General features: G+C 70.1%; 16 protein-coding genes. 8 read left to right on the top strand and 8 right to left on the bottom strand.

Features of this window, described 5'->3' with window-relative positions; translation table 11 throughout:
- The first annotated feature begins 150 nt into the window (after positions 1 to 150).
- Positions 151 to 1596 (top strand): ketol-acid reductoisomerase, encoded by a 1446-nt coding sequence (locus tag AB0I12_RS11010; protein ID WP_359927674.1) that lies wholly within the window; start codon positions 151 to 153, stop codon positions 1594 to 1596.
- Between the two features lie 27 nt (positions 1597 to 1623).
- The gene (locus AB0I12_RS11005) at positions 1624 to 2796 is read left to right on the top strand and encodes a low temperature requirement protein A (RefSeq protein ID WP_359927672.1); all 1173 of its coding nucleotides are present in this window, start codon (positions 1624 to 1626) and stop codon (positions 2794 to 2796) included.
- Positions 2797 to 2802: 6 nt separating this feature from the next.
- On the opposite strand, the gene murQ is transcribed toward AB0I12_RS11005, so the two are convergent.
- The 6 genes from murQ to AB0I12_RS10975 all read right to left on the bottom strand — a co-directional run bounded on the left by murQ (position 2803) and on the right by AB0I12_RS10975 (position 10893).
- Positions 2803 to 3696, bottom strand: coding sequence for an N-acetylmuramic acid 6-phosphate etherase (murQ, locus tag AB0I12_RS11000; RefSeq protein WP_359927669.1), 894 nt, complete (start codon positions 3694 to 3696; stop codon positions 2803 to 2805).
- Positions 3697 to 3755: 59 nt separating this feature from the next.
- Complete coding sequence (locus AB0I12_RS10995) at positions 3756 to 4643, bottom strand: MurR/RpiR family transcriptional regulator (RefSeq protein ID WP_359927667.1); 888 nt, start codon at positions 4641 to 4643, stop codon at positions 3756 to 3758.
- A 36-nt stretch (positions 4644 to 4679) separates the two neighbouring features.
- Positions 4680 to 6356: a serine hydrolase gene (locus AB0I12_RS10990; RefSeq protein WP_359927664.1), complete on the bottom strand. Its 1677-nt coding sequence runs from the start codon at positions 6354 to 6356 to the stop codon at positions 4680 to 4682.
- 44 nt (positions 6357 to 6400) lie between these two features.
- Positions 6401 to 7675, bottom strand: coding sequence for a DUF1343 domain-containing protein (locus AB0I12_RS10985; protein WP_359927661.1), 1275 nt, complete (start codon positions 7673 to 7675; stop codon positions 6401 to 6403).
- A gap of 25 nt (positions 7676 to 7700) precedes the next feature.
- Positions 7701 to 10265, bottom strand: a complete 2565-nt coding sequence (locus tag AB0I12_RS10980) for a glycoside hydrolase family 3 N-terminal domain-containing protein (protein WP_359927659.1) — start codon at positions 10263 to 10265, stop codon at positions 7701 to 7703.
- 82 nt (positions 10266 to 10347) lie between these two features.
- Positions 10348 to 10893 (bottom strand): 4'-phosphopantetheinyl transferase superfamily protein, encoded by a 546-nt coding sequence (locus tag AB0I12_RS10975; RefSeq protein ID WP_359927656.1) that lies wholly within the window; start codon positions 10891 to 10893, stop codon positions 10348 to 10350.
- Between the two features lie 171 nt (positions 10894 to 11064).
- On the opposite strand from AB0I12_RS10975, the gene AB0I12_RS10970 reads away from it, so the two are divergent.
- Entirely contained in the window at positions 11065 to 12225 is a 1161-nt protein-coding gene (locus AB0I12_RS10970) for an MFS transporter (RefSeq protein ID WP_359927654.1), read from the top strand.
- A gap of 95 nt (positions 12226 to 12320) precedes the next feature.
- Here AB0I12_RS10970 and coaA read toward each other — a convergent pair whose 3' ends face one another.
- The gene (coaA, locus tag AB0I12_RS10965; RefSeq protein WP_355482669.1) at positions 12321 to 13274 is read right to left on the bottom strand and encodes a type I pantothenate kinase; all 954 of its coding nucleotides are present in this window, start codon (positions 13272 to 13274) and stop codon (positions 12321 to 12323) included.
- Between the two features lie 152 nt (positions 13275 to 13426).
- On the opposite strand from coaA, the gene AB0I12_RS10960 reads away from it, so the two are divergent.
- The 5 genes from AB0I12_RS10960 (at position 13427) to AB0I12_RS10940 (ending at position 21132) form a co-directional block, all read left to right on the top strand.
- The gene (locus AB0I12_RS10960) at positions 13427 to 15265 is read left to right on the top strand and encodes an alpha-glucuronidase (protein ID WP_359927651.1); all 1839 of its coding nucleotides are present in this window, start codon (positions 13427 to 13429) and stop codon (positions 15263 to 15265) included.
- 32 nt (positions 15266 to 15297) lie between these two features.
- Positions 15298 to 16311 (top strand): LacI family DNA-binding transcriptional regulator, encoded by a 1014-nt coding sequence (locus AB0I12_RS10955; protein ID WP_359927649.1) that lies wholly within the window; start codon positions 15298 to 15300, stop codon positions 16309 to 16311.
- A 9-nt stretch (positions 16312 to 16320) separates the two neighbouring features.
- Positions 16321 to 16671, top strand: coding sequence for a holo-ACP synthase (locus tag AB0I12_RS10950; RefSeq protein WP_141854699.1), 351 nt, complete (start codon positions 16321 to 16323; stop codon positions 16669 to 16671).
- Between the two features lie 2 nt (positions 16672 to 16673).
- Positions 16674 to 18104 carry an NAD(P)H-hydrate dehydratase gene (locus AB0I12_RS10945; protein ID WP_359927645.1) on the top strand — a complete coding sequence of 477 codons (1431 nt, stop codon included), beginning with the start codon at positions 16674 to 16676 and terminating at the stop codon, positions 18102 to 18104.
- 79 nt (positions 18105 to 18183) lie between these two features.
- Positions 18184 to 21132: a PIG-L family deacetylase gene (locus AB0I12_RS10940; RefSeq protein ID WP_359927642.1), complete on the top strand. Its 2949-nt coding sequence runs from the start codon at positions 18184 to 18186 to the stop codon at positions 21130 to 21132.
- On the opposite strand, the gene AB0I12_RS10935 is transcribed toward AB0I12_RS10940, so the two are convergent.
- Positions 21081 to 21569 (bottom strand): hypothetical protein, encoded by a 489-nt coding sequence (locus AB0I12_RS10935; RefSeq protein ID WP_359927639.1) that lies wholly within the window; start codon positions 21567 to 21569, stop codon positions 21081 to 21083. The two genes, AB0I12_RS10940 and AB0I12_RS10935, sit on opposite strands and share 52 nt — an antisense overlap.
- Between the last annotated feature and the right edge of the window lie 5 nt (positions 21570 to 21574).

Here is a 21574-nt window from a genome sequence, read left to right as displayed (position 1 = left end):
CCGGCACCCGCCGCGCAGCCCGGCCCCAGGCGTGGTCCCGCGAGCGCCCGGCAGGTTGGTGAGTGGCGCACGTCCGTTTCAGTTCGTGCAACGGGGCGGTGCAGACATTGCGCTTGCTGCAACGGCTGCGCCGCCCGTTGACTGGTGGGCATGAAGAGTTCGGTGTTTCGGGTTGAGGCGATGGACGTTCCCGGCGGGACCGAGGACATCGTGCGGGGTGGGCGGGACCTGTTTCCCTTGCTGCCCAAGGCGTTGCACGGGGTCGAGCGGATCGGCGTGCTCGGGTGGGGTCCGCAGGGACGGGCGCAGGCGCTGAACCTGCGGGACTCGCTCGACGGGACCGGCATCAGCGTGACGGTCGGCCTGCGCCCGGGATCGCGGTCCGCGCCGGACGCCCGCGCCCACGGGTTCACCGAGGCCGACGGGACGCTGGGGGACTGGCTCGAGGTCGCGGCCGCGAGCGACCTGGTGATCCTGCTGATCGCGGACGCGGCGCTGGCCGCGCACCACGAGGAGATCTTCGCGGTGCTGAAGCCCGGCGCGACCATTGGCCTGTCCCACGGATTCCTGCTCGGGCACCTGACCTCGACCGGGAGCTCGTTCCCCGACGGACATCCGGTGATCGCGGTGTGCCCGAAGGGCATGGGGGACTCGGTGCGCCGCTTGTACCAGCAGGGCGCGACCGTCAACGGGGCCGGGATCAACGCGAGCGTCGCCGTGCACGCGGATTCCGACGGGCACGCGTGGGACCGGGCACTCGCCTGGTCGGTCGGGCTCGGATCGCCGTACACGTTCGCGACCACGCTGCGCGACGAGTACCGCTCGGACATCGTGGGGGAGCGGGCGATCCTGCTCGGCGCGGTGCACGGGCTGGTGGAGGCGCTGTACCGCTACTTCCGGATCGACGGGGCAGATCCGGTGACGGCGTACGAGCGCTCCACCGAGGCGATCACGGGGCCGATCGCGCGGACCATCTCGGAGTCGGGGCTCGCGGCGGTGCGTGCGGTGTGCGGCGACGAGGACCTGTTCGACCGCGCGTACTCCGCGACGTACGGGCCGGCCCGCGACCTGGTCGCCGAGATCTACGACGAGGTCGCCGACGGCACCGAGCTGCGCAGCGTGATCCTCGCCGAGCAACGGCTGGCGAGCCGGCCGATGACCGAGATCGGCGGCAGCCCGATGTGGGCCCACAGCGCCGAGGTGCACGCCCGGCGCGGCACCGCGCCCGCCGTCGTCCATCCGCTGACCGCAGGGCTGTTCGTGGCGACGATGATGGCGCAGGTGGACGAGTTCGCGGCGCGCGGCCACGCATGGTCCGAGATCGTCAACGAGTCGGTGATCGAGGCCGTCGACTCGCTGCTCCCGTACATGCACGCCCGCGACGTCGCCTACATGGTCGACAACTGCTCCCGCACCGCCCGCCTCGGCACCCGCCGCTGGGGCCCGCGCTTCCAGGCGGCGTACGAGCAGATCGCCCTCCCACACCTCGACCACCCGGCCGACGCAGAGCTCCTCAAGACCTTCCTCGACAACCCGGCCCACGAAGCCCTCGCCGCAGCCGCCGAACTCCGCCCGTCCGTGGACATCTCCGTCTAAGGGCATGGCTGGCCTAATCTGGCGGCCATGACGTCTTCCACGACGCGGTCGCGGCTCGTTCCGATGCGGCCGCGGGATCCGCACGAGCCCGGCCGGACCGCGTCGTCGCTGGAGCTGTTCTTCGACCTGGTGTTCGTGGTCGCGGTGAGTGTCGCCGCGGCGCAGCTCCACCACGCGTTGTCCGACAAGCACGTCGCGAGCGGTGTCGCGTGGTACGCCGTCGTGTTCTTCGGGATCTGGTGGGCCTGGATGAACTTCACCTGGTTCGCGACGTCGTTCGACACCGACGACTGGCTCTACCGGGTGCTGACGATCCTGCAGATGAGCGGCGTGCTCGTCCTCGCCGCGGGGATCGAGCCGGTGTTCACCGAGCAGGACTTCACGCTCGTCATCTTCGGGTACGTCGTGATGCGGGTCGCGATGGTGGCGCAGTGGCTGCGCGCCTCGCACTCGGCCGGCTCCGCCCGCCGGGCCACGCAGATCTACGCGGGCGGGATCGCGACCATCCAGGTCGTGTGGCTGCTGCTGCTCCTGCTGCCCGGCGAGGTCTTCAACTACGCGGTGCTCGTGTTCATCGCGGCCGAGCTCGCCGTACCGGTGCTCGCCGAGCGGCACGGTATGACGCCGTGGCACCCGCACCACATCACCGAGCGGTACGGGCTGTTCACGCTGATCCTGCTCGGCGAGAGCCTGCTCGCGTCCGCGAACGCGATCATCGAGGCGGTCCACGACCACGAGTCCCTGGGCCGGCTGATCGCGCTGTCGGTGCTCACGCTGGTGGTCACCGCGTCGATGTGGTGGATCTATTTCTGGCCGCCGCACCACACCGCGATCACGTCGTTCGCGCGCTCGCTGCGGTACGGCTACGTGCACTACTTCGTGTTCGCCGCGGCCGGTGCGTTCTCGGCCGGTATCGAGGTCGAGATCGACAGCATCACCCACCACACCGAGCTGAGCGAGGTCGCCGCGTCCTACACGGTGACGATCCCGATCGCGATCTTCGTCCTCGGCATCTGGTGGATCGCGTTGCGCGACAGCGCCGACCGGGTGGTCAACACCGTGGTGCCGCTGGGCGCCGTCCTGGTCCTGCTGGACCCGCTGATCCCGATCCCGTTCGCCCTGACGGCGGTGTTCATGGCGTTGATCGTCGTCACCCTGGTGCTCCGCCCGCCGGTCCAGCGGGCGGCCGTTGCCGCCTGAGGGGGGTCAGACGGGGTTGCGCAGCTCCGCCAGTGCGGTGGCGACCCGGCCGTGGGCGGTGTCCAGGGCAGCGCGGGCTTCGGCGATGGGCGTGCCGGTGAGGAGGTGGACCAGGGCCGGCTTGAGTTCGCCGTCGGCGGCCGCGAGTGCGGTCTCGCAGGCGTCCTCGTCGGCGCCGGTGGCCTCGGCGAGGATCCGGAGCATCCGGCCGCGGAGCTTCTTGTTGGTGGCGACCAGGTCGACCATCAGGTTGGACCAGGTGCGGCCGAGCTTGATCATGAGCGTCGTCGAGAACGCGTTCAGGATCATCTTCTGCGCGGTGCCGGCCTTCAGCCGGGTCGAGCCGGCGATCACCTCGGGGCCGGTGTCCGCGGCGATCACGACGTCCGCGAGCGGCGCCAGCGGCGCATCCGGGTTGGACGTGACGAGCACGGTGCTCGCCCCGGCGGCGCGGGCCGCCTTCAGGGCGCCGGCGACGTACGGCGTGCTCCCGGAAGCAGCGAGCCCGACGACGAGGTCCTGACCGGTGACGGCGGCCGCGTCGGCGGCGCCGCCCTCCTCGGAGTCCTCGACGTTCTCGACCGCGCGGAGCAGCGCCTCCATGCCGCCGGCGTGGTGCGCGACCACCAGACCGTCGGGCACGTGGAACGTGGGCAGCAGCTCGGCGGCGTCCAGGACGGCCAGGCGGCCCGACGTGCCGGCGCCGAAGTAGTGCACCCGGCCGCCGCCGCGGACCGCCTCGACGGCGGCGTCGACGGCCTTGGTCAGCTCCGGGATCACCGCGCTGACCGCCCCGGCGACCAGGGCGTCCTCGTTGTTCACGAGATGGAGGATCTCGGACGTGCCCACCGCATCGATGGCGAGCGTCCTCGGGTTGCGCTGCTCGGTCGGTGAGGTCACGGGATCGATGTTAGTTTTCTACTGAAGGATTTTCAATTCCGTTGAATCTTGACAGGCTGCTACTCGGACCCCTTGAGGCGGTGACCGCGGACCGCGCTGGCCGTCTCCTCCAGCGCTTTCCGGGCGTCCGGCAGCACCTGCTGCGCGACCCCGATGAACAGGCAGTCGATCACCGTCAGTTGCGCGATCCGGCTGGCCATCGCGCCCGAGCGGTACGTCGTCTCGCGGGCGGCCGTGGTCAGGACGAGATCCGCGGTCCGGGCCAGCGGGGAGCGCGGAAAGTTGGTCACCGCAACGGTCGTGGCGCCGTGTTTGGCGGCCTCCTCGAGCGCCTCCACGACCTCGACCGTGGTGCCGGTGTGCGAGATGCCGATCGCGACGTCGCCCTCACCGAGCAGCGCCGCGCTGGTGAGCGCGATGTGCACGTCCGACCAGGCGAACGCCACGCGCCGGATCCGGTGCAGCTTCTGCTGCAGGTCCAAGGCGACGAAAGCGCTTGCGGCGAAGCCGTACAGGTCGACCCGCTTGGCCTTCACCACCGCGTCCACGACCTTGGCCAGCGCGTCCACGTCGACCTGCTGCGCGGTCTCCCGGACCGCCCGCTCGTCGGCGAAGGCCACCTTGCTGACCACGTCGGCCAGCGAATCGCCGGGCTCGATGTCCCCGCCGACCTCCGGGCGCACGCTCTCCTGCGCCGACTGGGCCGCCAGCTGCAGGCGGAGCTGCGGATAGCCGGGGACGCCGATCTGCTTGCAGAACCGGATGACCGTGGTCTCCGAGGTGGACGCCACCTCGGCCAGTTCGGAGATCGTCATCGCCGCCACTCCGCCCGGGTCGGCGAGGACCGCGTTCGCCACCCGCTGCTCGGCCGGCGCCAGCGCAGGCATCACCGCGCGGACCCGGACCAGCAGCGGCCCCGTGGGTTCTGGAGAGGATGTTGAATTCATGACAGCCACGGTACGGCGACTATGCACGAGATGGGGTCACCGACGCGAAAGTCTCCAACCTGTTGCGATAAATGCTTCCGGTGTCCGTTCGCCGTCGAGAAGAAGACCAGACGCGCTCGTGATCTTCACACCGTCGACGTAGACGCCGCGGCCCTGGTACAGCGGGTCGGTCGTGTAACGCCAGCGGACGGTCTGTGCGCCCGCACCCAGCTCCGCCGTCACCTGGTGCCAGTGCCGGTCGCCGGAGCCGCTGATCGAGCCGTCGGTGTCGATCACCGAGCCCCGGTCCCGGACCGTGAACGGAACCTTCGTCCACGTCGTCCCGTCCGCGGACGTCTCCAGGTACAGCAGGTCGGTGTCCTCGGTGTCGACGAACAGGTCGAACGCGAGCTTCGCGCCGCCGGCCGGTACGACGACCTTCGTGTCGAGCGTGCTGGTGGCGTTGTCCGTCGTCCCCGAGAACCAGGCGTCCTTGCCGTGCCGCGGGCCGACGCCGAGGGCGAGCGCGAGGCCCTGGGCGACCGCGCGGCGGGCCGGGTTGTTGCTGCCCCAGTTGCGGCTCGGGTGCACGCGGTTGGTGAGCAGGATCGCGAACGAGCGGGAGTCGAAATCGATCACCAGCGATGTGCCGGTGTAGCCCGTGTGGCCGGCGGTGCGCGGCCCGGACAGGCCGCCCATGTACCAGCGTTGATTGAGCTCGAAGCCGAGGCCGTGGTCGTTGCCCGGGAAGCCCTGGTTGAAGTTCGTGATCATCGCGGTCACCGAGGATTCCTTGAGGATCCGGGCGCCGCGGTAGCTGCCGCCGTTCAGGAACGTCTGCGCCAGGACGGCGAGGTCGTCGGCGGTGCTGAACACGCCCGCGTGACCCGCGACGCCGTCGAGGGACCAGGCGTTCTCGTCGTGCACCGACCCCCACACCATCCCGCGCGGCGGCGCGGACTGGTACTCGGTGGCGGCGATCCGCGGCTTCTTCTTCGGGTCCGGGTTGTAGCCGGTGTCGCGCATCTGCAGCGGTTTCGTGATGCCGTCGGCGACCAGTTTGTCCAGCGTCTTCCCGGTCACCCGGTGGGCGAGCTCGCCGAGGGCGATCAGGTTCAGGTCGCTGTACAGGTACGTCGTACCGGGCGCGTTCTGCAGCTTCGCGGTGAGGGCCATGTGCAGCCGGGACGCCGGGTCCGGCTGCGCGCTCCAGAGCGGGAGCCAGGACGGAAATCCGCTGGTGTGCGTGAGTGCTTGCCGGACCGTGACGGTTTCCTTGCCGTTTTCCGCGAACTCCGGGACGTAGGTCGCGATCGGCGCGTCCAGGTCGACCTTGCCCTTCTCGACCAGTTGCAGCGTGACGATCGAGGTGAACAGCTTGGACACCGAGGCCAGGTCGAAGATCGTGTCGGTGCGCATCGGGATCTGCTGGTCCGCCGGCAGCTCGGTGCCCTGGCCGTCGGCGTACTTCAGGGCCAGACCGGTGGCGGTCCGGGTGACGATCTTCCCGTCGTGGCCGAGCAGCGTGACGGCACCGGCGTACAACGGTTTCGCCGAACCGCTCGGCTGCGTCCAGCCGGCGACCTGGGCCAGCGCGGCGTCGATCGGCGCCGGGTCCAGGCCGGCCTTCGCCGGGGTCGCGTCACGCAGCAGCGTGGTCTTCGGCGCATAGCCGGAGTACGGGCGGTCGAACCGCCCGGAACTGTGGCCGGCAGCAACAGCAGGGGAAGCCATCGTCAGTATCACCGCAGAGACAGTCGTGAGTGCGGCCCACCGCTTCATCGGTGAGCTCCCTTGTACAGCAGGTACTGCGCGCGCCGGGCCGTCCAGGCGTCGGTCTCGGACTTCCAGGCTGCCACGATCTCCTCGGCGGTCGCATCCGCCAAAAGCATGGTCCGGAATCGGTCCGATCCGGTCAGCAGATCGATCCACCGGCCGGGTGGGGTCTCCGCCCGCCAGGTGAATGCGGGGTAGAGCTTACGGGCCTCGACGATCATGTGCGTCGCCGCGGTGATCGCCTCGACCCGGTGCGGGTCGGTGATCTGGACCTGGACGCCGCCGCACAGCATATTGGCGTTCTTGCTGATCGTCGGCGTGAAGTACGCCTCCCGGAACGCGACGCCCGGGATGTCCTTGGTCTGCAGCGCCTGCGCCCACCTGTAGTCGACGTACGGCGCGCCGATCAGCTCGAACGGGCGCGTCGTCCCGCGGCCCTCGGACATGTCGGTCGCCTCGAACAGGCACAGACCCGGGTACAGCAGCGCGGTGTCCGGCGTGGGCATGTTCGGGCTCGGCATCACCCAGGTCAGGCCGGTGTCGTCGAACAGCTGGTCCCGCTTCCAGTTCTTTGCCTCGATCACGGTCAGTTGCTTCAGCCGGCCGCCGTTCGGCTCCAGCGGCAGGTACTCGGCGTCGAACATCCGGGCCAGCTCGCCGACCGTCATGCCGTGCTGCTGGATGATCTCCTTCTTGCCGACGCCGGAGGTGTAGCCGGGTTTCAGCATCGGGCCGCGGGCGTAGCCGCCGACCGGGTTCGGCCGGTCGAGGACGACGAACCGGGCGCCGGTGCGGACCGCGGCGAGCATCGCCTCGAACATCGTCCAGATGTAGGTGTAGAACCGGGCGCCGACGTCCTGGATGTCGAAGACCACTGTTTCCACGCCGGCCTTCGTGTACAGCCCGGCGAGCTTGTCCGCGTTCGCGCCGTACGCGTCGTAGACCATGATCCCGGTGCGCGGGTCGACGTGGTCGCCCTCCGAGCCGCCGGCCTGCGCGCTGCCGCGGAAACCGTGTTCTGGACCGAACACGGCGACGATGTCGACCGCGCCGGACGCGTGCATGGTGTCCACGACGTGGCTGAAGTCCGGGAGGATGCCGGTCGGGTTGCTGATCACGCCGACCTTCTGGCTGGACAACGCCCGCCAGCCGTCGTTCGCGAGCACCTGGGCGCCCGTCATCACCTTCCGGCTGGAGACAGCCTGCGCGGCGGGTACGTCGATCAGCGGGGCGGCGGCGAGCGCGCCGGCGCCGGCCAGCAGATTGCGTCGTTTCATGATCTCTCCTCGGAACCAGAGCGGGTCAGCGACGGAAGGACAGGTGGGCGACGATCGCGCGGTGATCGCTCGCGGCCTCGGCGACCGGCACCTCGGCGGGCACTTCCGCGCTCCGCACGGACAGCCCCTTGCCGACGGTGACGAAGTCGATCCGCTTGACGGCGGCGACCGCCGGGTAGGTGTTCGGCCCGCCAACGGTCTCCGGGGCCGCGGTCCACGAGTCCGTCAAGCGTGTCCACAACCCGGAGAGCTCCGGTGCGGCAGCCTCCGCGTTGAAGTCACCGACGAGAATCTGCAGATCCTGACGCCGATCCTGGGACAGGATCCGGACCGTGTCCGCAACCTGCATCCGCCGCACAGTCGGATCCCCGCGGTAGTCGAGATGCGTGCAGTACACGTGCAGCCGCCGCCCGCGGACGTCGACCTGCACCTCGAGGAAACCGGGTGCCGGTGCGGGCACCGGGTTCGGGTCCTGGGTGGACAGCCGGGTGATCGGATGGTTCTCGACCCGCACCACCGGGAACCGCGAGAGCACCCCGACGCCGTACTGCCGGCGGGGCTGACCGTCGGCCGCCGGGTCGAGGTCGTAGATCGGCGCGAACGCCGGGTACATCCCGAGCTTTCCGGCCAGTTCCGCGATCGTGTCCAGCCACTGGCTGCGGTCGCCCCAGTGGACGTCGACCTCCTGCAGTCCGACGATGTCCGCGTCCAGCGCCTTGATCGCCCGCGCGGTGCGCTCGAGGTCGAAAACGTTGTCCTCGCCGGCCCCGGCGTGAATGTTGTACGAGGCAACAGTCAGCCGGGTGTCCCGCGGGTCGAACGTGAGCCCGTGGCCGAAGGGGTGCAGCACGGTCGCCTCGCCGTTCGCGTCCGGCCTCGCGGGGATCTCCACCGGTAGCTTGCCGGTCGGCGCGAGTTCGCCGTACAGCACCTTGGCGAGGGCCTCCATCGAGACCGCGGTGCTCCCGTACGTGACCAGCGTGGTCGCCGGGTCGTCGAAGTACGCGACGTCGTACGGGTCGCGGACCGGGACGACGATCACCGGGCGGCCCGTGGCGAGCAGGCCGTTGACCAGCTTCTGCTGCTTGGCCAGTTTGTCGGTGACCTCGGTGTCCCACGCCTTGTTGGTCAGTACGACGGTGAGGTCGGCGGCGGTCGAGGCGGCCAGCGCGTCGGCGATCTTGGCGTCGCTCGGCGCCGTACCGGTGTCCTTCACGACGGTCGTCGCACCGCGGCGCTGCAGCGCCGCGGCCAGCGTCGCCGGGCTGTACCCGGTGACGACGATCCTGCGCGGCGCGGGGGAGAGCGGCAGCAGATCGGCGTCGTTGCGCAGGAGCGTCGTACTGCGGTCAGCGATCCGCTGGGCCGCGGCGTAGTTGGCCGGCGTACCGACGACCGTGGCGATCCGGGACAGGTCGACGTACGGCTGGTCGACGAGGCCGCCGCTGTACTTGAGCTTGAGGATGCGCGTGACGCTCTCGTCGATGCGCGCCTCGGAGATGCGGCCGCCGCGGACGGCGTCGAGCACCGAGTTGTACGCCAGGCCGGGATCGACCGGCATCAGCAGCTGGTCGACGCCCGCCTCGATCGCCCGGAGCGGGATCTCGGCGTCGCCGTACTTGTCGCGGACGCCCTTCATCCCCAGCGAGTCGGTGATCACCACGCCGTCGAACCGGAGCTGCTCGCGCAGGATCCCGGTCAGGATCGGCCGGCTCAGCGTCGCCGGGTCGCCGGACGGGTCGAGCGCCTTGACCACGATGTGCGCGGTCATGATCGAGTGGATGCCGGCCCGGATCGCGGCCTGGAACGGCGGCAGGTCGATCTCGGTCCACTGCTCGCGGGTGTGGTGGATCTCCGGGATCCCGACGTGGCTGTCGGTCTCGGTGTCGCCGTGCCCGGGGAAGTGCTTCGCGGTCGAGACGATCCGGCCGTCGCGCTGGTACCCCTTCACCTGCGCGGCGACGATCTCGGCGGCCAGCGCCGGGTCCGACGACGCCGAGCGGACGCCGATCACCGGGTTCAGCGGGTTCACGTTGACGTCCGCGTCCGGGGCGAAGTCGGTGGTGATGCCGAGCGCCTTCAGCTCGCGGCCGGCGATCGCGCCCGCCTCGCGCGCGAAGTTCGCCGAGCGGGTCGCGCCGAGCGCCATCCCGCCGGGGAACTGGGTTGCGGGCGGGCCGACGCGGACGACCGAGCCGTACTCCTGGTCGGTGCTGATCTGCAGCGGGATGCCCGTGTTGGCCAGCGAGGCTTGTTGCAGGCCGTTCGACAGGTTCGCGATCTGCTGCGGGTCCTTCACCGAGTCGGTCCAGGTGAAGTAGATGACGCCGCCGAGGTTGAACTTCGCGACCACCTCGGCCGGCGTCGCCACGCCGTACAAGCTGGTGTTGCGCGCGTCCGCGGTGGCGGCGGTCGGGCCGTAGGCGTAGAGGACGAACAGCTGGCCGACCTTCTGCTCCAGCGTCATCCGGCGCAGGGTGTCGCGGACCCACCGGTCGGTGTGGGCGGAAGCGGTCATGGTGCCGGCGACCGTCGACCCTGCGACGGCAGCCGCCGCGAGTCCGAGGGTCTGGCGTCGGGTCAGTTCCATCGGTGTCACCAACTCAGTCCGGGCGGGCAGGGGGCGAACGCCAAAGTAATTGAATTACAGATACTCCCCCGCGACGCGAAAGTTACCCACGCGCACACACCGGGTCAAGACCCGGTGACGCCAGGTGGACACCCACACCGGTAGGCGCTGCCACCGCGAGAACGCCGCCCGCGCACCGCAGATGCGTCACGGACAGCTCAGGCACCGACGGAACCGGCCCCTCGTCGAGCGGCATCTCCCGCCGCAGCCCCGACTTCCGCAACCCAAGACCGAGCGCTTTCCCGACCGCTTCCTTCGCAGTCCAAAGCCGTAGAAACGCCACGAGTTGATCTGGCTGCCGACCCAACCACTGCAACTCCCGAGGCCCGAACCAACGCTCCGCCAACGGACGGAAATCGCGTGGCCGCACTTCCTCCAGATCAATACCGATCGGGCCGCCGTACGCCGCTGCAACGGCAACGAAGCGCTCGGTGTAGCTGACACTCACCGCCAGGCCCGGGATCTGCGGACGCCCGCCGGCGTCGTGCGTCAGCGACGGACGATCGACTAGAATCCCCGCGAGTTCGAGGAGAAGGCTGTGCGCCGCGGGGCGCAGCTCCTGTGCGGCCGGTGCCAGCCGGACATCCACTGAGCCTCTCACCGGACGAACGTATCCCGTCGGCCATCCACCGAGTGAGCGACTCGTGCGGAAAGCCTCCGGGCGGGCGGTTTGTCGACAAAGACACCTTGGTAACTGGTCCTCTCAGGCAACTTGAAACTGGATCTGTAGGGCGTACCGGTATTTGCCTAGCTTCTAGGTATGACCACCGTTTGCGAGATCCCCACCGTTGCTGTTGACCGGCTTTTGAGTAGCCAGTTCGTGCGGCTGTTGTTGATGGTGTTCGGGTCGGGGCTGAGCATGTACTTGCTGACCTCGGTGGTGCCGATGTATCTCGCTGCCAACGGGTCCGGCGGTGTCGGGGCCGGGCTGTCGACTGCGGCGATGATGTTCTCGGCGGTGGGGGTCGAGTTGGTGGTGCCGCGGATGTTGGCGCGGTGGGGGTACCAGGTTGTGTTGGGGCTCGGGCTGGTGCTGCTCGGAGTGCCTTCGTTGGTGTTGCTGGGGTCGGCTTCGTTGCCGGTGGTGTTGGCCGTGTGTGTCGTGCGGGGCGCGGGGCTGGCGATTCTGGTTGTCGGTGCGGTGGCGTTGGTCGCGGATCTGGCGCCGGCGAGCCGTCGTGGTGAGGCGCTCGGGGTGTACGGCGTTGCGGTTGGGGTGCCTGCGGTGATCGGGCTGCCGCTCGGGGTTTACCTGACTCACGTGGTTGGTTTTGGCGCGCTGTTCGTGCTGGCCGCGGTGGCCTCGCTGGTGGGGCTTGTCGCGTTGGTCGGGCTGCCGGCGCGGGTTGCGGTCGAGGGGCAGCACGTGAAGGTGCTGGGCGGCGTACGGCGGAGTGGGCTGTTGATGCCGACGCTGGTGTTCGCGGCGGTGACTGTGGCGGCCGGGATCAGTGTGACCTTTCTGCCGCTGTCCGTTGCTTCGGGCAAGCAGTCGATGGTGGCGACGGCGCTGTTGCTGCAGGCGATCGCGGCGCCGGCGGCGCGGTGGCTGGCCGGGCGGTACGCCGATCGCGTTGGTCCCGCGAAGCTGCTGGGGCCCGCGCTGGGCTTCGCGGTGATCGGCGCCGGGGCGCTGGTTTTCCTGCCGAGCGGGGCCGCGATTCTGATCGGCTCGACCTGTTTCGGGATCGGCTTCGGCGCCGCGCAGAACCTGACGCTGGCGTTGATGTACAACCGCGTCGACCGGTCCCGCTACGGTCAGGTCAGCGCGTTGTGGAACCTCGCGTACGACGGCGGCTGGGGACTCGGCGCGCTGGCCTTCGGGGCGGTCGTCAGCGGCACCGGCTACCCGCTGGCGTTCGGCCTGACCGCGGCCGTCGTCGCGCTGGCCGTCGTACCAGCGCTTCGCGCCCGCGCCTGACCGCCGAGTCGTGGCGATTGGCTGTCGCCAGGAAACGCGAGTCGTGGATTGAGGTCGTCGGCGCCAGCCGATTTCCACGACTCGGCGGGCGGTGATCAGAGTTTGCGGAGGCGGACCCAGCGGACGGCGTGGTCCTGGCCTTTGCGGAGGACGAGGGTGGCTCGGGAGCGGGTGGGGAGGATGTTCTCGCGGAGGTTGGGGCCGTTGATGCCGTCCCAGAGGGATTCGGCTTTCTTGATGGCTTCCTCGCGGCTGAGTTCGCCGTAGCGGACGAAGTACGACTCGGGGTTGCGGAACGCCGTTTCCCAGAGCTTGAGGAAACGGGCCACGTACCAGGAGCGGATGTCGTCCGCGGCGGCGTCGACATACACCGAGAAGTCGAAGAAGTCGCTGACCGCGAGACCGCTCTTGCCGTCCGCATGCCGGGGTGCCGGCTGTAGCACGTTCAAGCCTTCGAGCAGCAGGATGTCGGGCTGCTCGACGGTCGTCCGGACGCCGGGCATCCGGTCGTAGTGCAGGTGCGAGTAGACCGGCGCCTCGACCGTGTCCATCCCGGACTTCACCTCGACGACGAAGCGCAGCAGGGCCTTGCGGTCGTACGACTCCGGGAAGCCCTTGCGCTGCATCAGGTTCCGGCGCTCGAGCTCGGCGTTCGGCCAGAGGAAACCGTCGGTGGTGACGAGCGCGACCCGCGGGTGCTCGGGCCAGCGGGCGAGCAGTTCGCGCAGCAGGCGCGCGGTCGTCGACTTGCCGACGGCAACCGATCCGCCGATCCCGATCACGAACGGCGTGCGGGTCTCGACCTGCTTGCCGAGGAACCCCTCGGTGTCCGCGTGCAGTGCGCGGGCGTGCCGGACGTACAGCGAGAGGATCCGCGACAGCGGCAGATACACCTCGCGGACCTCGTCCATGTCGATCTCGTCGCCGAGACCGCGCAGTCGCTCGACCTCGTCCGCCGTCAGCGGGGAGATGGTGGTCTCGGCCAGTTGCGCCCAGGTGGCCCGGTCGAGCTCGGTGTAGGGAGTCACCTCCCGCGACGGCTGCAGCATGTGGCCCATTCTTCCCATCGGCGACGGATGCACCCACATCGGACCGGAGTGGCCTTGGTCTCAGCTCCGACACGGTCGCGTCAGCTACAGTACGGTTTCGAAACTTTCGGTCACCGTCCGGTGACCGTCCGGTATGTCAGGATCAGCGCTCGATGACCGCCGATTCCGCCTGGCTGGGTACGCAACGCCTGCCCGAGGTGACTGTCCACGCGTCCGGGGTGCTCGCCCAGACGATCCGGGCCGAGCTCCGGCAGATCCGCCGTTTCCGCACCGACGTGCAGGTCGCCGTCTGCGCGCTGAGCCGCGTTCGCGAGACCGCCCTGTGGCGCGAGGTCGAGGCTGCCGTCCCCGAGCACGGGCTGGGCGTCGAGGGGTTCGTGGTGGTGCGACGAGGCAACGACCTGGTCGTCGCGGCCGAGGGCGGGCACGGCCTGCTGTACGGATACTTCTACCTGCTGCGGTACTTCGAGTGGATGAGCGGCGACTTCACCGTCGTCGAGCAGCCCGCCGTACCGATCCGGATGCTGGACCACTGGGACGAGCTGTCCGGCGCGGTCCGGCGCGGGTACTCGGGCGAATCGATCTTCTTCCGCGACGGCGAGGTGGTGCCCGACCTGACCCGGGTTCGGGCGTACGCGCGGTTGCTGGCCTCGATCGGGATCAACACGGTCGCCCTCGCGAACGCCGAGCTGCCGGACGTGGCGCGGCTCGCCGGCGTTTTCCGGGACTACGGGATCGCGGTGAGTCTCGCGATCGACTTCGTCGACGACCCGCGCGACGAACGCGTCGCGCGCTGGTGGGCCGCCGCGATCGCCCGGGTGTACGACGTGGTTCCCGACCTGGGCGGCCTGGTGGTGCGGACCGCCCGCGACCCCGAGGGTGCGAACCTGCTGGCCCGGGCGGTGGCGCCGTACGGCGGAACGGTTTTCTGGCGGGTTTCCGCCGCGGAATCCGAGCAGGACTGGCGCGATCGCCGGACGGATCGGGCACGCGCGGCGTACGACGCGGTCGTCCCGCTGGACGGACGGTTCGAGGAAAACGTTGTCTTGCAGATCCAGCACGGGCCGCTGGACTTCCAGGTCCGGGAGCCGGTCTCGCCGCTGCTCGGGGAAATCCAGGAAACCGTGTTCGGTGTCGAGCTCCAGGTCACGCAGGAGTACTCGGGCCAGCAGCAGGACCTGTGTTACCTGGGGCCTTGGTGGCGGGAGATCCTGCAGTTCGACACCAGCGGTGGCGGTGGCGCGACGGTCGCCGACCGGATCGGCGCGATCGTTGCCGTGTCCAACGTCGGCGACGACGCCAACTGGACCGGCAGCAAGCTTGCGCAGAGCAACCTCTACGCGTTCGGGCGGCTCGCGTGGGATCCGGCCGCGGACCCGGTCAGCCTGTTGCACGAGTGGGCCGCCGCGACCTTCGCGATGGACGACCGGACCCGGAGCGAGCTGGTGACGATCATGGCCGGCTCGTGGCAGACGTACGAGCGGTACACCGCGCCGCTCGGCGTCGGGTTCATGGTGACGCCGGGCACCCACTACGGGCCGAGCGTCAACGGCTACGAGTACTCGGGAACGGGGCGGTATCACTTCGCGGACCGGTACGGCGTCGGCGTGGACCGCACGGTGAAGACGGGCTCGGGTTTCACCGGGCAGTACCCGGAGCCGCTGTCGAGTCGGTACGAGGACCCGTACACGTGTCCCGACGAGCTGCTGCTGTTCTTCCACCACGTGCCGTACGACCACGTGCTGCAGAGCGGCAGCAGCGTGCTGCAGCACATCTACGACACACACTTCCAGGGGTACGCCGAGGTGGAGGCGATGGTCGCGCGCTGGCGGGTGATCGCCGAACGCTTCGAGCCGGCCGTCCGGGCCGACATCACCGCCCGCTTCGAGACGCAACTGTCGAACGCGCGTGCGTGGCGGGACCAGGTCAACACGTTCTTCTACCGGCTGAGCGGCGGAGCGGACGCCCGGGGACGCGCGATCCACAGGTAGCCTGGTCCGAAAGTTTCGGATCGGGAGGCGTCGTGGGCGAACGGCCGACCATTGCCAAGATCGCCGAGCAGGCCGGGGTGTCGGTGCCGACCGTCTCCAAGGTGCTGAACGGGCGCTCGGACGTGGCCGCGGCGACCCGGGCGCGGATCGAGAGCCTGATCCAGGAGCACGGGTACCGGCGGCGCAGCGCGAGCACGACGGCCGGCCCGATGATCGACCTGGTGTTCAACCAGCTCGGCGGCGAGTGGGCGATGGAGCTGATCCGCGGCGTCGAGGAGGTCGTCCGCGCCGAGGGCGTCGAGCTGGTGCTGTCCGAGTGCGGCGGCGCGCTGCGGCCGCGGCAGGAGTGGATCGAGTCGGTGCTGAACCGGCGGCCGCTCGGCGTGATCATGGTGTTCTCGGACCTGGACGCCGACCAGCGCGCCCAGCTGGAGGCGCGCCGGATCCCGTTCGTCGTGGTCGATCCGGTCGGCGACGTGGGCGACGACGTACCCTCGATCGGCTCGGCGAACTGGAACGGCGGGCGGCTGGCGACGACGCATCTGCGGACCCTCGGCCACACCCGGATCGGGATGATCGGCGGTCCGGTCACGACGCTGTGCTCACGGCAACGCGTCGACGGGTACACCGACGCGTTGCGCTCGACCGGCGTCGAGGTCGATCCCGCGCTGATCCGGTGGGCCGACTTCGAGGTCGGCGGCGGCCACCGCGAGGCACTCGCGCTGCTGCGGCTCGCCGATCCGCCCACCGCGATCTTCGCCGGCAGCGACATGCAGGCGCTGGGCGTCTACCAGGCCGCCCGTGAGCTGGGCCTCGAGATTCCGCGCGACCTGTCCGTCGTCGGGTACGACGACCTGCCGATGGCGGACTGGGTCACACCGCCCCTCACGACCGTCCATCAGCCGCTCCAGCAGATGGCCCAGCTCGCCACCCGGGTCGTCCTCGACCTGTCCCGCGGCAAGACCCCGACCGCCCTGCGCCTGGACCTGGCCGTCGACATGCGCGTGCGCCAATCCACCACGTCGCCCCTCACCGACGGCGGCTAGGGTGGCTGCATGATCGTCGGCGTGGGTATCGATGTGGTCGACGTGGATCGGTTCATGCGGACGCTGGAGCGGACGCCGGGGTTGCGGGATCGGGTGTTCACGGCCGTCGAGGCGGTCAAGCCGCCTGCGTCGCTGGCGGCCCGGTTCGCGGCCAAGGAGGCGCTGGCGAAGGCGCTCGGGGCCCCGGGCGGGATGCACTGGCACGACGCCGAGGTACAGACCGACGAGACCGGGCGGCCGTGGCTGGAGATCACCGGCACGGTCGCGGCGCAGGCGGCCAAACTCGGCGTCCAGAGCCTGCACCTGTCGCTCAGCCACGACGCCGGGATCGCCTCCGCCGTCGTCGTCCTGGAGGGTTGACCATGCGGCACGCGCACACCGTCGAGCAGGTCCGGGCGGCCGAGGCCGAGCTGATGGCGAGGCTGCCCGAGGGCACGCTCATGCAGCGCGCGGCCGGCGGTCTCGCGGTTGCCATCAGCAACTTCCTCGGCGGCACGTACGGCGCCCGCGTGGTGCTGCTGATCGGCTCCGGCGACAACGGCGGCGACGCGCTGTACGCCGGCGCGCGGCTGGCTCGTCGCGGCGCGAAAGTCACGGCGGTGCTGCTCTCGCCCAAGGTGCACGAGCGGGGTCTTGCGGCGTTGACGGAGGCCGGCGGGCGCGGCGTCTCCACGACCGGTGAAGTCTCCGCCGAGATCTCCGGGGCCGTCGAGGAGGAGATCGCCGCCGCCGACGTCGTGGTCGACGGGATCGTGGGCATCGGCGGGCGGCCGGGCCTGCGCCCCGACGCGCTCGCGGCCGTGCGGCTGGCCAACGACTACGGCGTACCGATCGTGGCCGTCGACACGCCGTCAGGCGTCGATGTCGACACGGGTGAGGCTCCGGAGCCGCACGTCGCCGCCGCCCTCACCGTCACGTTCGGCACGCACAAGATCTGCCACTTCGTCGACCCGGCGGCGACCGCCTGCGGCCCGGTGCACCTCGTCGACATCGGCCTGGATCCCTCGCCCGCCGAGGTGCAGGCCTTCCAGGCATCCGACGTACGAGCGCTGTACCCCGTCCCGCACGGTGAGTCCGACAAGTACTCCCGCGGCGTCCTCGGCCTGATGGTCGGCTCCAAGCAATACCCGGGCGCGGCGGTCATCGCCACCTCCGGCGCGCTCGCCGGCCCGGTCGGCATGGTGCGCTACATCGGCCCGGACGCCGTCGCGCGCGCCGTGCGCGAGGCCCATCCGGAGGTCGTCGGCGACGGCCGCGTGCAGGCCTGGACGATCGGCTCCGGTCTCGGCGACGACCTGGATGTCCCACGGATCCGCGACCTGCTGGACGCCGACGAGCCAGTAGTCCTGGACGCCGACGGCCTGAAGGCGCTCGACGACTCCGGCGACCACGTCAACGTCCTCGCCACCCCACACGCCGGCGAGTTGTCCCGCCTCCTCGGCGTTGACCGCGCGACCGTCGAGGCCGAGCGGCTGAAGCACGCCCGCCTGGCGGCCGAGCGGTTCGACGTGACCGTCCTGCTCAAGGGCTCGACAACGGTGATCGCGAGCCCCGACGGCGAAGTGCGGGTGAACACGAACGCCACCCCGTGGCTCGCCACCGCCGGCGCCGGCGACGTCCTCGCGGGCCTGTGCGGTTCGCTCCTGGCCGCTGGTCTGTCCACTCTGGACGCGGCCGCCGCAGGCGCGTACCTGCACGCCGCCGCGGCCAACCTCGCGTCGGGCGGCGGGCCGGTTACGGCTATGACCGTCGCGCAGGCGCTTCCCGAGGTGACTCGCCGCCTCCTGAGCTGAGGCGCGCGATTGGTGTTGCGGGCGCGGGGAGGCGGACGTAGGACTGGAGCGTTGCCTCCGCCGCCCTTGGAGTGTGCTCGTGAAGCGATTCGTGGGGTTCGTGGTCCTGGTCGTCCTGGCTGTCCTGGCTGTTCTGCCGCTGCCGGCGCACGCGCAGCAGGCGCGGGCGTACGTCGCCGACGCACGGACGAAGATCGACGTGATGGGGGAGTGGGCCCATCCCGACGACGACACCAGCATCATCGGCCCGTGCGGTGTCTGGCATCAGCTGTACGGCGTCAAGTGCGGCGTGATCATGGTGACCCGCGGCGAGGGCGGCGGGAACGCGACCGGACCCGAACTCGGCCCCGACCTCGGTCTGCGGCGCGAGAACGAGGACCGGGTCGCGCACTACCGCTCCGGGACCGTCGACATCTTCAACCTCGACCGGATCGACTTCTTCTACAACCAGAGCGCACCGCTGACGCAGTACTTCTGGGACGAGCAGGAAACGCTCCGCCGGGTCACGCGGGTGATCCGCGAGACGCAGCCGGAGATCTACATCGGCTTCACGCCGACCCTCGCCGCCGGCCACGGAAACCACCAGCAGGCCGGCCGGCTGATCTGGGAAGGTGTGCTCGCGGCCGCGGATCCGGCCAGGTTCCCCGAGCAACTGAAGGGCCCGCACGCCCTCAGCACCTGGCAGGTGAAGAAAGTCTTCTCCGGCGGGAGCACCGCGGGCGCCGGCGGTACGACGGCCTCGGCGAACTGCACCACCGGATTCACCCCGACCGGCCTCGACACGGTCGCGGGCGTGTGGACCGGCTACAACTCGCCGTACACCTGGCCGGCCGGCAACTCGCAGGGGCAGCCGGCCGGGACGCCGAAGATCTGGCAGCAGGTCGCCGACGAGGGGCGCGCGGCGTACCCGACACAGAGCCGCGTGATGTACAAGGGCACGTCGGCGCCGGCCTGTCCGCGCTTCGGGATGACCGAGTCGTTCGTGCCGTTCCAGCCGAACAGCAGCCCGCTCGCCGGCCGCGACGACGCGATTCTGTTCGGTGCGAAGAAGCCTGATCCGGGCGGGTTGCCGCTGGGAACGCTGGAGTACATCACGTTCTCGCGGTTCTACAACGTCGCCGGTGAGCCGTTCCAGGCGACCGTGCACCTGCGGGCACCCGTCGGAAAGCTTGCTGCTGGCAACGTTCAGCTCGGCGTTCCGGCGGGCTGGTCGGTGGACGGTCCGCGGCAGGTGCAGCCGAAGCAGTCGGCCGACCTGACGTTCACCGTCACGCCCGCCGCCGGCGCGACGGTCGACCAGAACGCCAAGGTTTCCGCGCTCTACACGACGACCGGCCACGCGACGGGCTACACGGAAAACGTGGTACGAATCGTTTCCGCCGCCGAAGGACGTTTCCAGCGCTGGGGGAACTGGCAGGAGTACGACGAGTGGCTGCGGGACACCGCACCGCAGGCCAACCGGCTCGGCCGGTCCCAGGCGATCCAGTCGATGGGCGTCGGACAGACCATCGACGTACCGGTCGTCGTCCACAACTGGTCCGCCAAGCAGCAGACCGGCGCGGTGTCGCTCGATCTCCCGGCGAACTTCACCGTCGACGCGAACGCCAAGCCGTACGATCTGGCACCCGGCGCGGACACGACCATCACGTTCAAGCTCACCAACACCGACGCGACCCTGCCGGCCCAGCAGAACGCCAGCATCCCGATCCGCACCGCCACCGGCAGCGAGACCCTCACCCTCACCCTCGTGCCGACCACGGCGATCCCGCAGACAGCACAGGCTCCGGTCGTCGACGGGAAGGCCGCTCCGGGGGAGTACCCGGGCCCGACGCTCGACCTCGGCCGGATCTGGCAGGGCGCGAGCGGTTGCACCGGCGTCGACGACTGCGGTGTGTCCGCGACCGGCGCCGGCAGCACCGCGAAGGTGAGCCGGTCCGGCGACGCGCTGTACTTCTTCATCCACGTCCGCGACGACTTCCAGTCGTACGCCGTGACGCCGGCCGAATGTGTCGGGCACTGGCAGGCCGACTCCGTCGAGATCCTGCTCGACCCGCGCGGCACCGCGTCGCAGGACCTCAAGGACACGGCGAACACTTTCAAGCTCGGCATCTTCCCCTTCACCCAGGCCGGTGCGCCGTGCTGGGAGCGGGACGCCGACAACCACCAGGGCTATTCGAGCGGCGCTCTGGACACAGGCAACGCGCCCGGCGTCCAGGTCGCGTCGACGGCGCAGTGGGTCGGGAGCAACGAGACGACCGTGCCGCACGCCTACACCGGCGGCGGGTACGACCTCGAGGTGAAGATCCCGCTCGCGGACCTGCCGTCCGCCGTCGACCCGTCGCGGCTCGGGCTGAACATCACGCCGTACGACAACGACGACACGTCGGCGCCCGGTACGACGACGCTGCGGCACATCGACATGAGCACCCGGCTCGGCTGGTCGGCGCTCGGATCCGTGCAGTCCGACCCGTACCGCTGGGGCCTCGCCACGCTCCCCGGCTACACGCCGCCCGCGGACCGTCCGACTACACCGGCGCCGCCTGACGTGTCGAACCCGAACCTCAACGGCGCGCTGTCGCCGCAAACGATTGCGCAGTCCGCGCGCAACGGCGTACCGATCTCCGGCCGGGTGCCGGCCGACGACCTGCGGATTGTGTCTGCCACGGCGCACGGGAACGCCGTCCAGTTGGTCACGTCGTCGAAGGGCACGGGCACCGCCCGGGCGTTCCTGACCAGTGGGGAGCTCGGAGCGATCCCGGTGTGGACGACGTCGTGTACGGCGGACCCGCCGCCGGATTACGGGTTCACGCCCTGTGCGATCACCGACGGGGCGACGCCGCCGTGGTCACCGGACATGAGCGGTCACCTGGTGCAGCAGGCCACACAGCAGGTCACGCGCGGCATCCAGCAGTGGACGATCCCGTTGACCGCGGCCCAACGTCAGCAGCTGAAGGACCGCGGGCACCTGCTGGTTTCCTACGAGACGACGAAGAACGAGGTCCAGGCCTTCGACATCCGCATCGCGTAGTCGGCCGCCTCGCGGACCTGCTCGCTCGGGTGGACGAGAGCCCGTTCCAGCAGGTCCGCGGTGGCGGGCTCGGCCGCCGCGCCGCCTGTTGCCATCAGCAACGGAACGAGGCCGTACGGGTCCGTCTCCAGTGACAGCAGCGAGCGCAGGACCGGCTCGGTCCAGGTCAGGGTGTGCCGGTTGACGGCTACGGTGACCGCGGCGGTGCGTTCGGCCGAGCGCAGCCGGAGGAAGAGCGCTTTGGCCCCGGCGCACTCCACCTCGACGATCTGCTCGTCGCCGGCCGCGAAGACGGTGCCGCTGTCGGTACGACCGAGCCGCTCGAAGGTGGTGCCGGTCGCGAGCGTGATCGCGGTCAGCAGATCCTTGTCCAACCAGTCGTCCGGCCGGATGACCAGACCTGTCCAGTGCTGCCCGCTCGTGGGCTCCTCACTCACTCGCG

The sequence above is a fragment of the Kribbella sp. NPDC050459 genome (genome assembly GCF_040655315.1).
Lineage (GTDB): Bacteria > Actinomycetota > Actinomycetes > Propionibacteriales > Kribbellaceae > Kribbella.
Note: the sequence above shows the minus strand (reverse complement) of the source record. Positions and strands in the feature narration are given on the sequence as shown.